Genomic DNA, 13299 nt, shown 5'->3' on the forward strand with positions numbered 1-13299 from the left:
GTACGGACCCCCCGGCTCTCGAGCATCCCCATGCGTGCTCCAGTCTCCCGGGGCCGGGTCGACGCCGGAATGGGTCTACGTCTATTCCTCCCGCCTGGAGCGCGTGCCAGAGTCTGAGTGGGAGAGGCCGATCGCCGGAGGGACACCGTCATGGTCACCGCACGTCTCGCGAAGCCGCTGGCGCTCGCGGCCACCCTGCTCCTGCTCGCGGGCTGCTCCGCGCAGCCCTCGACCGGGCCCACGGCGACGGGCAGCAGCACGCCGACCTCGACGGTGCCGGCGGTGTCGACCTGCGTCGCGGATCCGTCCGCCGTGGTCGCCCGCACCGCCGACCTGCCGACCTCCGAGCCGCCCGCGGACCTCGCCGCGACTCTCGACAGCACGGCGCAGGCCGCCTGGGCGCAGACGTCGGCGAAGGGCGCGGTCGTCGCGGTGCAGTCGCCGAAGGGGCTGTTCCTGAAGGCGTACGGGGTGGCGGATCCGGCCACCGGCGCGCCGATGACGACCGACATCTATCAGCGCGTCGGATCCATCACCAAGCCGTTCACGGGAACCCTGACGATGCAGCTCGCGGCCGAGGGGAAGCTCAGCCTCGACGACAAGATCTCGAAGTACGTCGACGGCGTGCCCCGCGGCGACCAGGTGACGATCCGGGAGCTCGCGAACATGTCCAGCTCCGTGACGAGCTACACGAAGGATCCGGCGTGGCAGAAGATCTTCTTCTCCGAGACCGAGCGCGTGTGGACGCCCGAGGAGCTGCTCAAGGTCGGCATCTCACTCCCGCCGCAGGACTTCGCGCCGGGCACCGCGTTCGACTACTCCAACACCAACACGATCCTGCTCGGCTTCGTGATCCAGAAGGTGACCGGCAAGAGCTACCAGGACGTGCTGGCGGAGAAGATCCTCACCCCGCTCGGCCTCACGCACACGATCTTCCCGGCCGGATCCGGTGCTTTCCCGGATCCGCACGCGCAGGGCTTCACTCTGCAGGGCGGGCACGGCACCCCGGACGCCCCGGCGAACACGACGAACTGGAACCCGTCCTGGGGCTGGACCGCGGGCGAGCTGATCTCCAGCGCGCAGGATCTGCTGCGCTTCGGCCGGGCGGAGGCGACCGGGGCGGGTCTCGTGCCGGCGAAGGCGCAGATCGAGCGGCTCACGTCGTTCCGCGAGTTCAACGGCCCGGGCAACGGCGGCTACGGCATCGGCTGGGGCTGCCAGAACGGCTGGGTCGGACACACCGGCGAGCTTCCCGGGTACAACACGGCGATGTTCTACAGCACGAAGGACGACACCACGATCGTCACCATGGTGAACAGCGACATCCCCTCCGGCGGCTGCCCGAGCGACGCCCGCACCCTCACGGACAATCCGACGGACCTGCCCTGCAGCTCGCCCGCCTCCCGCATCTTCCAGGCGCTGGCACAGCAGCTGGGCACCCCGTTCGCCGCGCAGAAGAAGTAGAGGGCGGCGCCGTTTCCGGCGGTGCGGGTCAGGAGTAGCCGCGCCGCAGCAGCATGCCGGCGGCGCGGTCGAACTCGTCCGACGTCGGGATCTCGAAGTCGAGCGCGTTGGCGTTGCGGGTGATCACCGCGAACACCGCGGCGACCGCCGCCGCGTCCTCCAGCTGGGCGGGGGTGACGCCGGCGTCGAGCGCGGCGCGTGCATCTGCGGCCGACAGCCCGTCCGGATCCTTCGTCATCCGCTCGAGGAAGGCGAGGGTCGCCCGCAGCCGCTCGTCGATCGGCGCCGTGCGGTAGTCGGCGAGCACCGCGTCCGCGACGGCGGGGTCCATCCCCCGCACCGAGATCGCGCGGTGCGCGCCGACGCAGAACGGGCACGCGTTCCAGGTCGCGACCATGGCGGCCATGAGCTCGCGCTCCGACACCGACCACGCGCTCGGCCCGCGCATCGCCCGCTGCGTCCAGCGCCCCAGCGCGGGGCCGGCGAACCCCCGGTCGTAGAACGCGACGCGGGCCGCATCCGGCAGGCGGTACCCGGCCATGCGCGAGATCCCGCGGATCAGCAGCCGGCGCGCGAGGGAGTCGCCGCGCTCGACCTCAGCGAGCCGCATCGCCGGCCTCGTCGATCGCGCGGATCGCGGCGTTCCAGCGGCGCAGCGCCGCGCCGATGCCCGCGGACATGACGACCTCGAACGCGCCGCGGTCCGACCCGGCTCGCTGTCGCGCCGCGGCGACCTGCTCGTCGGTGACCTTGTACGAGGCGGCGCCGATCGTGCGGGCCAGCTCGGCGTACGGCGGCACCAGGTCCGCCTCCCCGCCCGCGCCGATCCGCATCGCGCCGGTGGTCGCGTCGGGGTCGAGGCCCCGTGACACCGCGCCGCGCAGCTCCTCGGCCAGCTCCCGGTGATCCGCTGCCGTGCTCATGCCCCGAAGCTACTCCGGCCCGGCGACACTGCAACCCGTCCGCCCCGGGGCGCTCGCACGACCCCAGGGAAGACGGGAGGATCCAGCCGGCTCCCGGATCCGGCTCAGGCCTTCGGCGCCGGCGGCGTCGGCTCGCCGAGCGACAGCATCAGCCGGTTGGCCCAGTTGAAGAACGCCGCGCTCTGCACCACGTCGACGATGGCCTGGTCGTCCAGGCCCGCCGCGCGCAGCGCCTGCACGTGCGCGGCGCCGAACCGTGACGGGGTGGCGGTCAGCGCCGCGGCCGCCTCGATGATCGCGGTCCAGCGCTCGTCCTGCTCGCCGTCGATGCCCTCGTCCAGCAGCCGCTGCACGTCGTCGCGGCGCGAGGGCGCCTGGATCGTGGCGAATCGGGAGTGCACCGAGGCGCAGAACAGGCAGCCGTTGACGCGCGACGCCGCGGCGGCGGAGATCTCGCGCTCGGCGCGGCCGAGCCCGGCATCGGTGTTGTAGAAGATGTCGTTGTCGGCGCGGGTGCGCGCCCCCAGCACAACGGGATCGCGCACGAGCAGACGGAAGTACGGGCTGGCCGCACGGGAGCGCTCGACGAGGGCGGTGTAGTCGTCCTCGGTGAGCTCGGCCTCGGGCTTCGGCTCGAGCCACGGCACCCAGCCGAGCTCCTCCTGCGTGAAGACGTGCGGCGGGGTCACCTCGGGGTGACGCAGAACCTGCTCGGCCATGTCAGATCGCCTCCTTGCCGACGGTGAGATCCTTGAGCACGCTGAGCCCCGCGATCACGCGGAGCTGGAAGTGGGTGAACGCGACGAGCTGCGACACGGTGACGACCCCGTCGGTGCTCCAGCCGGCGTCGAGCAGGTTCTGCAGGGCGTCCGGGCTCGCGTCGCGCGGCCGGTAGGTGAGCAGGTGCGCGTGCTCGAGCGCCGCCGCGAGCCGCTCCCCCACGCCGTGGCGCAGCTCCGGGCGGGCGACCCAGTGCAGGCCGTCCTCGTCCTCGACGCTCAGCGGACCCTCCGGGTACGACCCGTACGGGCCGGTCGTGAGCGCGCCGGGCAGTGCGTCGTCGATCGCCGACCGCACCGCCGGGTCGACCGCATCCAGCAGCGCGCGATAATGGTCGGCGAGGCGGTCGGCGAGGCTCAGCGACGCCACCCAGTAGCCGATCGCCGCCCGTTCCGCCGCCGTCGCCCTGGTCAGGTCGGCGGGTGCCGTGATGAGCCCGTCGTAGGTGGCCTGGGCGTCGCTGCGGGCGACCGGGCGCTTGGCGCTCAGGGCGTCGAGCGGGTCGCCCGGCGCGATGCCGACGAGGTCGTCGATGAGATCAGACATGGCTCTCCTCTGCGATGGTCAGGGTGTCGTCACTGGCTGCTGAGCCCGTCGAAGCACCCGAAGCGATGTCTGGGCCCTTCGACGAGCTCAGGGTCCGGCCCTCGGACCCTGCCGGGCTCCAGCCGAGCGCCGGGGCGACCTCGGCGGCGATGAGCTCGAGCGAGCGCAGCAGCACCTCGTGCGGCGGGTCGACCGGGTGCGACTGGAACACGATGTCGGTGGCCGAGGTGAGCACGTGGTCCTGCGCGAGCTCTTCGATGATCTGCGCCGGGGTGCCCACGTGCAGGTCGAACAGGATCCGCAGCTCCTCGTCGCTCGCCCCGTCCGGCACGTGGATGCCGAGCGCCCGGGCCGAGGGCAGCGACCGCTCGATCCCGCGCCGCACGAGCCGGGCGGCGTCGGCCTCGTCGTCCACCACGACCAGGCCGCGCGAGGCGAACGTGCGCGGTGCGACGCCGGATGGCAGTGCCTTCTCGTACGCGTCGATCACGAGCCGCTGGGTGTCGGCGAGCGCGGTGACGCCGGATCCGGCAGTGTGCGGCTGCGACTTCGACAGCATGAGCCCGGATCCGGCCGCGCCGATGCGCGCCGCCCCCTCGGGCGAGAAGGTGGCCTGCCAGAGGGTGCCGAGCACCTCGGGCGCCGCCGGGTACAGGCTGCCGCCGTCGGCCGTGAGCTGCTCGCCGCGCAGCGCCTCCTGCAGGCGCGCGAGGTGCCGCGCGTAGATGGCGCCGCGCTCCTTGGGGTCGTGCCCGAACGGCGGGAACGAGCTCGGGGTGCCGCCGCTGCCGACGCCGAGCTCGAAGCGTCCGCCCGCGAGCAGCGACAGCACGGCCGCATCCTCCGCGACCCGCAGCGGCTCCTCGAGCGGCAGCGTCACGATGCTCGTGCCGAGCACCAGGCGCGTGGTCTGGGCCGCGGCGTGCGCGAGGAACACGAACGGCGAGGGAAGGCCGCCCTCGTCGGCGTGGAAGTGGTGCTGCGCCACCCACGCGGAGTCGAAGCCGAGCCGCTCCGCGGTGCGGATCTGCTCGAGGGCCAGCCGGTAGCGCTCGGCGGGCGGGGCGTCGTCGAGCACCCGCGTGAAGAACCCGAGCCGGGGTCGTGCCGAAGAAGCGCGTTCCGCGCCGGTTGCTGCGGTCATGAGCCGCTCCTTCCGAGATAGGCCTCCTGGATGCGGGGATCGTGCAGGAGCTCCTGCGCGGATCCCTCGGCGACGATCTCTCCCGTCGCCAGCACGTAGCCGCGCGACGCGATCGACAGCGCGAGCTCCGCCTGCTGCTCCACGAGCAGCACGGCCACCCCGAGCTCGCGATTGAGCCGCGCGATCTCGTCGAGCACCTGGTCGACGAGCTTGGGCGAGAGCCCCATGGTGGGCTCGTCCATGCAGATCAGCCGCGGCCGGCTCATCAGCGCCCGGGCGAACGCCAGCATCTGCTGCTCGCCGCCGGAGAGCGTCCCCGCCTCCTGCCGGCGACGCTCCGCGAGCCGCGGGAAGTGCTCCCGCATCCGCTCGATGTCCTCCGCGATGCCCGCGCGGTCGCGGCGGGTGTAGGCGCCGGCGTACAGGTTCTCGTCCACGGTCATCTGCGGGAAGACCCGCCGGGCCTCGGGCACGCTCGCGATGCCGGCCCGCACCCGCTTCGCCGTGGAGCGGTGGGTGATGTCGGCGCCCGCGAACGAGATCCGCCCGTCCTTGACCCGGTTCAGGCCGAGGATCGACTTCATCGTGGTGGACTTGCCCGACGCGTTGCCGCCGAGGAGCGACACGATCTCGCCCTCGCCGACCTCGATCGACACCCCGCGCAGTGCATGGAAGGGGCCGTAGTAGACGTTCAGCGCGTCCAGGCTCAGCAGCGCCGTCATGCGGATCCCCCCTCGCCTGCGGCGTCGGATCCGGAGTCCCGACGTCGGCCGAGGTACGCCTCGATCACCGCCGGGTCGTTGCGCACGCTCTCCGGATCCCCGGACGCGATGATCCGCCCTCCGTCCATCACGATGACCCGGTCGGACACCGTCATCACGAGATCCAGCTTGTGCTCGACGAGCAGGATCGCCTGCCCCGAGGCCTTCAGCTCGAGCAGCTGCGCGAGCACCTCGGCGGTCTCGGACTGGTTCATGCCGGCCGTCGGCTCGTCCAGCACGAGCAGCTTCGGCTGCAGCGCGAGCGCCCGCGCGATCTCGGTGCGGCGGCGGTTGGCGTAGCTGAGCGTGTACGCCGGGTCGTTGCGCCGCGGCCCGAGCCGCGCCTCGAACCGGTCGACCTCGAGGTCGACGACGGCGTCGATCTCGGCCCGCTCCCTGCGCGCCGCCGGGGTTCCGAAGATCGCCACGAACAGCTCGGCGAGGAGCGGGATCCAGCGCAGCAGGAACACGTGCGAGAGCCCACGGAACGGCCGGTGCGCCCGCAGCTGCGAGTGGATCCCGACCTCGATGTTGTCGGCGACCGAGAGCGTCGCGAACACGCGCCCGTTCTGGAAGGTGCGCGCGATGCCGTGCTCGGCGATGTCCACGGTCTTCGCGTGCTCGATCCGGTCGCCGTCGAGCGCGATCGCGCCGCCGTGCGACGGGATCGTGCCGGTGACGAGGTTGAGCGTGGTGGTCTTGCCGGATCCGTTCGGGCCGATGATCGAGACCACCTCGTGCGGCTGCACCTGGAACGAGACGCCGTCCACGGCGCGCACGCCCTCGAAGTGGCGCTGCAGATCCTTCACGTCGAGCAGGGCGGTCATGAGTTCCTCACCAGGACGCCGCCGGGCCGGAAGCGCACGACGAGGATGAGCACGAGGCCGTAGACGATGATCCGCCACTCCGGCGTGAACCGGAGCAGCTCCATCGCCCCGATGAGCACGACCGATCCCACGACCGCACCGTAGGGCAGGCCCACGCCGCCGAGGATCACGATCGTGACGACGAGCAGCGACATCGGCATCGTGAACATCGTGGTGTCGATGTAGGTGTACTGATGCGCGAGGAGGGATCCGCCGATGCCGGCGAAGAAGGCCGAGATCGCGAAGGCCAGCGCCTTGTAGTCGCGCACCCGCACGCCGGAGGCGAGCGCGGCCACCTCGTCGGATCCGACCGAGGCGATCACCGTGCCCAGGTGCGATCGGCGGATCCGCCACATCACCAGCAGCGTGAGCACGAGCACCACGAAGTCGATGAGGTAGTACGCGAGCGGCGTGTTCAGGTCGATCCCCGCGATCGACGGCACCGGGATGCCGTACACGCCCTGGGGCACGAGCAGCTGGATCACGGCGACGATCGCGATGCCGAGCCCGAGCGTGGCGATCGAGATGTAATGGCCCTTCACTCCCCAGATCGGCGAGGCGAGGACCGAGGCGATCACGGCCGCCCCGATGCCGGCGATGGGCAGCGCGAGCCAGAACGACAGGTGCAGGTGCACGCTCAGCAGCGCCGAGAGGTAGGCGCCGATCGCGATGGGCCCGGCCTGGCCGAGCGCGAGCACGCCGGCCTGCCCCGCGGTGACCGTGAACCCGGCGGCGATGATGGCGTAGATGAGCACCTGGGTCCCCGTGGTGAGCACGTAGGTGTCGGCGAGCACCGGCACCAGCACGCCCAGCACCACGAAGCCGGCGATCCACACCCAGCGCGGGATGCGCAGCGGGCGCCCCTTGCCGAGGAAGGTGCCGGTCAGGGGTTCGGTCGAGATGAGCGGCACCTTGCCGAGCAGGCCGCCGGGGCGCACGATCAGCACCACCAGCAGCACGACGAAGACGATGATCTGACGCGTGGCGTCGCCGAACCAGTAGATGCCGAACGCCTCGAGTATCCCCAGCACGAAGCCGCCGATGACGGCGCCGACGAGGGATCCGAGTCCGCCGAGGGCCGCGGCGACGAACGCCGTCATGCCGATGTTGAGCCCGGAGACGGGGTTGACGACCCCGATGTACAGCGAGAAGAAGATGCCGGCGAGGCCGCCCAGGGCCGAGGCGATCACGAACGAGATGTTCTGCACGGATCCGACCGGGATGCCCATCTGCAGGGCCGCCTCCTGGTCCTGCGCGGTGGCGCGGATCGCGCGACCGGTGCGGCCGTACTTGAGGAACAGCGACATCGCGATCATGACGACGGCGGTGACGCCCAGCATCACCAGATCCGAGGTGCCGAACCGCATGTTCCCGATGTGCAGGTTCGCGGTGGGCAGCACCTGCGGGAACGAGCGGAACTGCGCGGAGAAGGCGAGCTGGGATCCGTTGTCCAGGATCTGCGCGACCGCGTACGTTGACAGCATCGCGGCGAGCGGCAGGTACTTGGCGAGCGGACGCACCACGGCGAGGTTGATCACCAGGCCCAGCACCGCGCAGATCGCGAGCACCAGCGGCAGGGCGATCCAGAACGGCTGGTGCAGCTGCGCCACGAAGAACCACGCCAGCATCGCACCGAGCCCGAAGAAGGAGAACTGCGCGAAGTTGACGACGTTCATGACGCCGAAGACGAGAGAGATGCCGACCGCTCCGAGGGCGTAGACGTTCCCCCGGAGCAGGCCGGCGATCAGAGTATCGAGCATGGAGGCGGATCAGTCCTCGATCGCGACCCAGGCACCGTTCTTCAGCACGGTGGGGGTCAGCTGCGGCGAGGCCGGGCGACGGGTGTCCTTGTCGAAGGAGAGCTTGCCGTAGACGACGCTCGGGACGTCCTGGATCTCCTGGAAGCCCTTGAGGATCCCGGCACGGTCGGTGCCGCCCTTCTTCGCGGCGGCCACGGCGACGTGCAGCGCGTCGTAGGCGCCGGCCTCGAAGAGGGTGACCTCCTTCTCGTCCGGGTACTTCTTCTTGAACGCCTTGACGAACGCCTGCACCTCGGGCGCCTTGCTGCTGGCCACGAACTCGGTGCCGATGATCGAGCCCTCGGCGTCGGGCGTCGCGTCGAAGGACTGCTCGTCCTGGCCGCCGTAGAACGTGCCGGTGAAGCCGATCGCGCGCAGCTGCGTCACGAGCTTCGCGGCGTCCGGACCGTAGCCGACGTGCGCGAACGCCTTCGGGTTGCCCGCGACGGCCTTGGTCAGCGACGGACGGTAGTCGTCGGAGGTGGGGTCGATCGCCTCCGCGTCGGTGATCTTCAGGCCGATCTTGTCGGCCTCGGCCTTGAACGCCTGGAAGGCCGGGATCCCCCAGTCGGCGGTGTTCAGGTAGGTGACGCCGATCGAGTCGACGCCCTGCTTCTTGATGTAGTCGGCCGTCCAGGTGTAGCTGGCGCTCGTGGTGATGGCGCTGGACCACTGGTACTGCGTGCCCTTGGCCGTGAAGTCCGGGTTGGAGTTGTTGAAGCCGTACTGCAGCAGCTTGCCGGCGGTGTAGATCGGGGAGGCCGGGATGGACGCCGCCGACGAGTAGTCGCCGAACACGAGCGAGATCTGCGGGTCGTTGACGAACTTCTGCGCCACGGTGACCGACTGCTTGGGGTCGGACTGCGAATCCTCGTACTTGAGCGCCACGGGGTGCCCGTTGATGCCGCCGTCCTTGTTGACCTCTTCGACGGCGAGGTCGAACGCCTTCTTGAACTGCTCCCCGTACTGCGCGTACTGGCCGGTGGTCGCCGAGGAGACGCCGAAGTACACGGTGCTGCCCGCGGAGGCGCCGGCCGACGGTCCGTTCGCCGAGGCGGAGAGACTGCATCCGGCGAGCGCGAGGGCCGCGGTCGCCGCCATGAGACCGGCGAGCGCGATGCGTCGAGTGTTCTTTGCCATAGGGTGCCTCCTTCGGTCGTCGCACCGCGGGTCGGTGCCGTCCGGACGCCGCGCTGTGTACGACGCCGGGACGCGCCGCGGAACGGGTGGCCGCGGCATGTGCCACGTTCGCACGCGTGCCGGATCCGCTGCCGTTGTGTGTCGGTTTTCGACATCCTGTGACGACGCCGACCGCTTCTGTGACGTCGCGCGACACCGGATCCGGGCGAACGGATCCGCTGCCTGTCCGGCAGGAGTAGGCTCCGCGGTCGCCGTCGTGACCCGGCGCCGGGATCCTCGGATACCGTGGACCGCATGAGTGACGACGTCTCCATCGGCGGCGAGAGCATCCGGCTCGGCCAGTTCCTGAAGTTCGCAGGGCTGCTCGACTCCGGCGGCGACGCCAAGGAGGCGATCATCGACGGATACGTGCGCGTGAACGGCGAGGTTGAGCGCCGCCGCGGGCGTCAGCTCGTCGACGGCGACCTGGTCGCCTACGAGGATCGGACGGTGCGCGTCCGGCCCTGACCGCACCGACGGTCCCTGAGCCCCCCGCCCGGTACCTGAGCCCCCACCCGGTCCCTGAGCCCCCACCCGGTCCCTGAGCCTGTCGAAGGGCCCGGGTGAGCGGCCGCTCGCCTCCACCGATCGGTGCTGGACCATGACCGAACGGTGGATCCCCGGGCGTGCGCCGCTGGCGACGCTGGAGACATGAACACCGCACTGCACACCTCGTCCTCCGTCTCCTCCTCCGCCCACGCCCGCCGCGCGGCGTTCCGGCCCGTCATCCTGCTGTCCTGGGCGTTCGTCGCGGTCAGCGCCGCGATGGTCGCGTTCCTCGGCATCGCGAGCGCCTTCGGCGCCGGGTTCGAGAGCGCGATCTGGATCCGCTGCTCGCTCGTGCTCGCCAGCGCGGTCGTCGTGCTGGCGATCGCGGTCACCGCCGCCCGCGGCTCCCGCGGCGCCTGGGTGCGCCTGAGGATCGTGAGCCCGATCATCGTCGCGGCGGTCGTCGTGATCGTCTCGATCCCCGGATTCCTGCCCGACTGGGTGCGCGTCGAGCAGGCGGTCTGCGGTCTCCTGCTGCTGCCCGTCGCCGTCCTGGTGAACCTGCCGCGCATGCGGGCGCTGTTCGCGCCGAAGGCCTAAAGTCGGCGCGTGATGGACTCGCGCTGGCGGAGCGTGCTCGCGGTCGCCCCGTACGTCGTGGTGGCGCTGCTGGTCGTCTTCGAGCTCCTCGCCCACTGGGGTCGGCCGGATCGGCTCGTGCCGACTCTCGCCCTGTGCGCCGCCTACGGACTGTGGGTGCTCGTGATGCGCACGCTGCCGTTCCGCTGGCGGGACCGGCCGGCCGCGATCGCGGTGTTCCTCGCCGGCGCGATCGTGCTGAACCTCGTGCTGGTGATGCGCGAGGGCACCTTCGGATTCCTGGCGATCGCGACCTTCTCCTTCGCGTACTCGCTCGCCGACTGGCCGTGGGAGCTGCTCCCCGTCGCAGGCACCGCCGTGGTGGCGGGCCTCGCGCAGAGCTCGGGATTCGGTCCGGACGCGGCTGGGAGGATCGGAGCGATCGCCGTGGTCCTGCTCAACGTCGTGGTGATGTGCGGGCTGTCGTTCGGGGTGTACCGGGCCGAGCTGACCCTGCACCGCACCGCCGTGCAGGACGAGCGCGCCCGGCTCGCCCGCGAGATCCACGACACGCTCGCGCAGGGTTTCACCGGCATCATCACGCAGCTGCAGGCGGCCGAGCAGGCGCCCGACGACGACGCTCGGCGCCGTCACGCCGATGCAGCGCTGGCCCTCGCCCGCGACGGCCTCGCCGAGGCGCGCCGCTCCGTGCAGGCGCTGCGACCCACCGCCCTGGAGCAGACCTCGCTCGCCGATGCGCTCTCCGCCGTCGCCCGGTCGTGGTCCGCACGCACGGGCATCCCGGCCGCGGTGTCGGTCTCCGGCACGGCGCGGCCGCTGCCCATGGAGATCGAGGTGGCCCTGCTGCGCACGGCGCAGGAGGCGCTCGCCAACGTGGAGCGCCACGCCGCCGCCCGCCGCGTGACGGTCGCCCTCGGCTTGGACGACGGCCGGGTGCGCCTCGAGGTGCGCGACGACGGGCGCGGTTTCGACGTGGTCGACCGCGTGCAGCGCGAGCCCGGGCGGTCGGGCGGATACGGTCTCATCGCGATGCGGGAGCGCCTCGAGTCGGCGGCGGGTGCGCTGGAGGTCGACTCCCGCCCCGGGCGCGGCACGGTGGTGCGCGCGGAGGTGCCGGCATGACCGCGCTCACGCTGCTCGTCGTCGACGACCACCCCGTGGTGCGCGACGGCATCGTCGGCATGGTCGGATCCGCCGAGGACATCACGGTGATCGGCGAGGCGTCCGACGGCGCCGAGGCCATCGCCCTCGCCCAGGTGCACGCGCCCGACGTCGTGCTCATGGACCTGCGCATGCCGCGGATGGACGGGGTCACGGCGCTGCGCGAGTTCGCGCGGCACGGGATCGCCAGCCGGGTGGTGGTGCTCACCACCTTCGATGCGGATGCCGACGTGCTGCCGGCGATCTCGGCCGGGGCCACCGGGTACCTGCTCAAGGACGCCTCCCGCGATGAGCTGCTGCACGCGATCCGCGCCGCAGCGGCCGGGCGGACGGTTCTCGCTCCCGAGGTCGCGTCGCGGCTCGTCGGCCGGGTCCGCACGCCGGAGGCGAGCCTGCTCACGCCGCGCGAGCTCGAGATCCTCGGCCTCATCGCGGACGGCGCCACGAATCGCGCGGCGGGCGACCGGCTGCACCTCAGCGAGGCGACGGTCAAGACCCACCTGCTCAGCATCTACGGCAAGCTCGGCGTCGGCGACCGCGCCGCGGCCGTCGCCGAGGGGTTCCGGCGCGGGCTGCTGGACACCGCCCGCTGACACCGCCCGACACCTGAGTTCGTCGAAGGGCCCGGACTGCCCCACCCGGTCCCTGAGCCCGTCGAACGGCCCTTACCGCACCCCCGGTCCCTGAGCCCGTCGAACGGCCCTGACCGCACCCCCGGTCCCTGAGCCCGTCGAAGGGCCCGGACTGCCCCAGATCCCCTGATACGTTTCGAGGATGCGCCTGCACCCCGCGACCGTTCACCTGCCGCTCCGGAGCGTGCGCCCGTGATCGATCTCGCGCCGTGGGCGTGGATCCTGCTGGCGGTGGCCGGCACGGTCGTCGGGCTCTCGAAGACCGCGCTGCCGGGCGCGAACACCGTCTCCATCGCGATCTTCGCGGCGCTGCTGCCCGCGCGCACGTCGACCGGCGCGCTGCTGCTCCTGCTCATCGTCGGCGACGTGTTCGCCCTGCTCACCTGGCGGCGCCACGCGCACTGGCCGACGCTGCTGCGGCTCGCCCCGGCAGTCGTCGGAGGGCTCGCGCTCGGTGCGGTGTTCCTGGCGTTCGCCGGCAACACGATCGTGCGGCCCGTGATCGGCGTGATCCTGCTCGCCATGGTGGCGATCACGCTCTGGCGGCGGAGGCGCACGGGCAGCGCCCCCGAGGGCGCCTCCCATCTCGGCACCACGCTCGGCTACGGCGCGCTGGGCGGGTTCACGACCATGGTGGCCAACGCGGGCGGGCCCGTCATGTCGATGTACTTCCTCGCCATGCGCACGCCCGTGAAAGTCTTCCTCGGCACCGCCGCGTGGTTCTTCGCCATCGTGAACATCGTCAAGGTGCCGGTGCTCGCGAGCCTCGGACTCATCACCGTGGCCGTGCTCCTCATGGACGCCGTGCTCGTGCCGATGGTGGTGATCGGCGCGCTGTTCGGCCGCTGGCTCATCCCTCGGATCGACCAGGCGCTGTTCGACCGGATCGTGCTCATCCTGACCGTCCTCGGCGCGCTGTACCTGCTGATCCCGTAGGGCGAAGATCCGCACGCGG

15 protein-coding genes are annotated in these 13299 nt (G+C 71.6%); 6 read left to right on the top strand and 9 right to left on the bottom strand.

Annotation, left to right across the window (positions count from 1 at the left end; all coding sequences use genetic code 11):
* The first annotated feature begins 150 nt into the window (after positions 1 to 150).
* The gene (locus ACYQ1L_RS19030; protein ID WP_460005566.1) at positions 151 to 1464 is read left to right on the top strand and encodes a serine hydrolase domain-containing protein; all 1314 of its coding nucleotides are present in this window, start codon (positions 151 to 153) and stop codon (positions 1462 to 1464) included.
* Positions 1465 to 1492: 28 nt separating this feature from the next.
* Here the strand turns inward: ACYQ1L_RS19030 and ACYQ1L_RS19035 are convergent, their stop codons facing one another.
* From ACYQ1L_RS19035 to ACYQ1L_RS19075, 9 genes are all read right to left on the bottom strand, one after another.
* Positions 1493 to 2074, bottom strand: coding sequence for a carboxymuconolactone decarboxylase family protein (locus ACYQ1L_RS19035; RefSeq protein WP_460005567.1), 582 nt, complete (start codon positions 2072 to 2074; stop codon positions 1493 to 1495).
* Positions 2061 to 2387 (bottom strand): hypothetical protein, encoded by a 327-nt coding sequence (locus ACYQ1L_RS19040; protein WP_460005568.1) that lies wholly within the window; start codon positions 2385 to 2387, stop codon positions 2061 to 2063. The genes ACYQ1L_RS19035 and ACYQ1L_RS19040 overlap by 14 nt, the downstream gene beginning before the upstream one ends.
* 104 nt (positions 2388 to 2491) lie before the next feature.
* The gene (locus tag ACYQ1L_RS19045) at positions 2492 to 3106 is read right to left on the bottom strand and encodes an alkylhydroperoxidase domain protein (protein WP_460005569.1); all 615 of its coding nucleotides are present in this window, start codon (positions 3104 to 3106) and stop codon (positions 2492 to 2494) included.
* Between the two features lies 1 nt (position 3107).
* Complete coding sequence (locus tag ACYQ1L_RS19050) at positions 3108 to 3713, bottom strand: CMD domain protein (protein ID WP_460005570.1); 606 nt, start codon at positions 3711 to 3713, stop codon at positions 3108 to 3110.
* The gene (locus ACYQ1L_RS19055; RefSeq protein ID WP_460005571.1) at positions 3706 to 4857 is read right to left on the bottom strand and encodes a putative FMN-dependent luciferase-like monooxygenase; all 1152 of its coding nucleotides are present in this window, start codon (positions 4855 to 4857) and stop codon (positions 3706 to 3708) included. The genes ACYQ1L_RS19050 and ACYQ1L_RS19055 overlap by 8 nt, the downstream gene beginning before the upstream one ends.
* Positions 4854 to 5579, bottom strand: a complete 726-nt coding sequence (locus ACYQ1L_RS19060; protein WP_201298535.1) for an ABC transporter ATP-binding protein — start codon at positions 5577 to 5579, stop codon at positions 4854 to 4856. Before ACYQ1L_RS19060 ends, ACYQ1L_RS19055 begins: the two co-directional genes overlap by 4 nt.
* Positions 5576 to 6445, bottom strand: a complete 870-nt coding sequence (locus tag ACYQ1L_RS19065; protein ID WP_460005572.1) for an ABC transporter ATP-binding protein — start codon at positions 6443 to 6445, stop codon at positions 5576 to 5578. Before ACYQ1L_RS19065 ends, ACYQ1L_RS19060 begins: the two co-directional genes overlap by 4 nt.
* Positions 6442 to 8244, bottom strand: a complete 1803-nt coding sequence (locus ACYQ1L_RS19070; protein ID WP_460005573.1) for an ABC transporter permease — start codon at positions 8242 to 8244, stop codon at positions 6442 to 6444. The genes ACYQ1L_RS19065 and ACYQ1L_RS19070 overlap by 4 nt, the downstream gene beginning before the upstream one ends.
* A 9-nt stretch (positions 8245 to 8253) precedes the next feature.
* Positions 8254 to 9423 (bottom strand): ABC transporter substrate-binding protein, encoded by a 1170-nt coding sequence (locus ACYQ1L_RS19075; protein WP_460005574.1) that lies wholly within the window; start codon positions 9421 to 9423, stop codon positions 8254 to 8256.
* Between the two features lie 294 nt (positions 9424 to 9717).
* Between ACYQ1L_RS19075 and ACYQ1L_RS19080 the strand changes: the two genes are divergently transcribed.
* The 5 genes from ACYQ1L_RS19080 (at position 9718) to ACYQ1L_RS19100 (ending at position 13280) form a co-directional block, all read left to right on the top strand.
* Positions 9718 to 9930, top strand: a complete 213-nt coding sequence (locus tag ACYQ1L_RS19080; RefSeq protein WP_460005575.1) for an RNA-binding S4 domain-containing protein — start codon at positions 9718 to 9720, stop codon at positions 9928 to 9930.
* Between the two features lie 183 nt (positions 9931 to 10113).
* Positions 10114 to 10551 carry a hypothetical protein gene (locus ACYQ1L_RS19085; RefSeq protein ID WP_460005576.1) on the top strand — a complete coding sequence of 146 codons (438 nt, stop codon included), beginning with the start codon at positions 10114 to 10116 and terminating at the stop codon, positions 10549 to 10551.
* Positions 10552 to 10563: 12 nt separating this feature from the next.
* Positions 10564 to 11673 (top strand): sensor histidine kinase, encoded by a 1110-nt coding sequence (locus ACYQ1L_RS19090; protein ID WP_460005863.1) that lies wholly within the window; start codon positions 10564 to 10566, stop codon positions 11671 to 11673.
* On the top strand, positions 11670 to 12305 hold the full coding sequence (locus ACYQ1L_RS19095) for a response regulator (RefSeq protein ID WP_460005577.1): 636 nt from the start codon (positions 11670 to 11672) through the stop codon (positions 12303 to 12305). Before ACYQ1L_RS19090 ends, ACYQ1L_RS19095 begins: the two co-directional genes overlap by 4 nt.
* A gap of 231 nt (positions 12306 to 12536) precedes the next feature.
* A complete protein-coding gene (locus tag ACYQ1L_RS19100; RefSeq protein ID WP_460005578.1) occupies positions 12537 to 13280 on the top strand; it encodes a sulfite exporter TauE/SafE family protein in 744 nt (247 codons plus the stop codon).
* Positions 13281 to 13299 lie beyond the last annotated feature (19 nt).

It is taken from the genome of Microbacterium xylanilyticum, assembly GCF_054654695.1.

Excerpts from the sequence above, each read along its gene's own strand:
- ACYQ1L_RS19030 (WP_460005566.1), top strand. The coding sequence starts at position 151 with ATGGTCACCGCACGTCTCGCGAAGCCGCTGGCGCTCGCGGCCACCCTG.
- ACYQ1L_RS19035 (WP_460005567.1), bottom strand. The coding sequence starts at position 2,074 with ATGCGGCTCGCTGAGGTCGAGCGCGGCGACTCCCTCGCGCGCCGGCTG.
- ACYQ1L_RS19040 (WP_460005568.1), bottom strand. The coding sequence starts at position 2,387 with ATGAGCACGGCAGCGGATCACCGGGAGCTGGCCGAGGAGCTGCGCGGC.
- ACYQ1L_RS19045 (WP_460005569.1), bottom strand. The coding sequence starts at position 3,106 with ATGGCCGAGCAGGTTCTGCGTCACCCCGAGGTGACCCCGCCGCACGTC.
- ACYQ1L_RS19050 (WP_460005570.1), bottom strand. The coding sequence starts at position 3,713 with ATGTCTGATCTCATCGACGACCTCGTCGGCATCGCGCCGGGCGACCCG.
- ACYQ1L_RS19055 (WP_460005571.1), bottom strand. The coding sequence starts at position 4,857 with ATGACCGCAGCAACCGGCGCGGAACGCGCTTCTTCGGCACGACCCCGG.
- ACYQ1L_RS19060 (WP_201298535.1), bottom strand. The coding sequence starts at position 5,579 with ATGACGGCGCTGCTGAGCCTGGACGCGCTGAACGTCTACTACGGCCCC.
- ACYQ1L_RS19065 (WP_460005572.1), bottom strand. The coding sequence starts at position 6,445 with ATGACCGCCCTGCTCGACGTGAAGGATCTGCAGCGCCACTTCGAGGGC.
- ACYQ1L_RS19070 (WP_460005573.1), bottom strand. The coding sequence starts at position 8,244 with ATGCTCGATACTCTGATCGCCGGCCTGCTCCGGGGGAACGTCTACGCC.
- ACYQ1L_RS19075 (WP_460005574.1), bottom strand. The coding sequence starts at position 9,423 with ATGGCAAAGAACACTCGACGCATCGCGCTCGCCGGTCTCATGGCGGCG.
- ACYQ1L_RS19080 (WP_460005575.1), top strand. The coding sequence starts at position 9,718 with ATGAGTGACGACGTCTCCATCGGCGGCGAGAGCATCCGGCTCGGCCAG.
- ACYQ1L_RS19085 (WP_460005576.1), top strand. The coding sequence starts at position 10,114 with ATGAACACCGCACTGCACACCTCGTCCTCCGTCTCCTCCTCCGCCCAC.
- ACYQ1L_RS19090 (WP_460005863.1), top strand. The coding sequence starts at position 10,564 with ATGGACTCGCGCTGGCGGAGCGTGCTCGCGGTCGCCCCGTACGTCGTG.
- ACYQ1L_RS19095 (WP_460005577.1), top strand. The coding sequence starts at position 11,670 with ATGACCGCGCTCACGCTGCTCGTCGTCGACGACCACCCCGTGGTGCGC.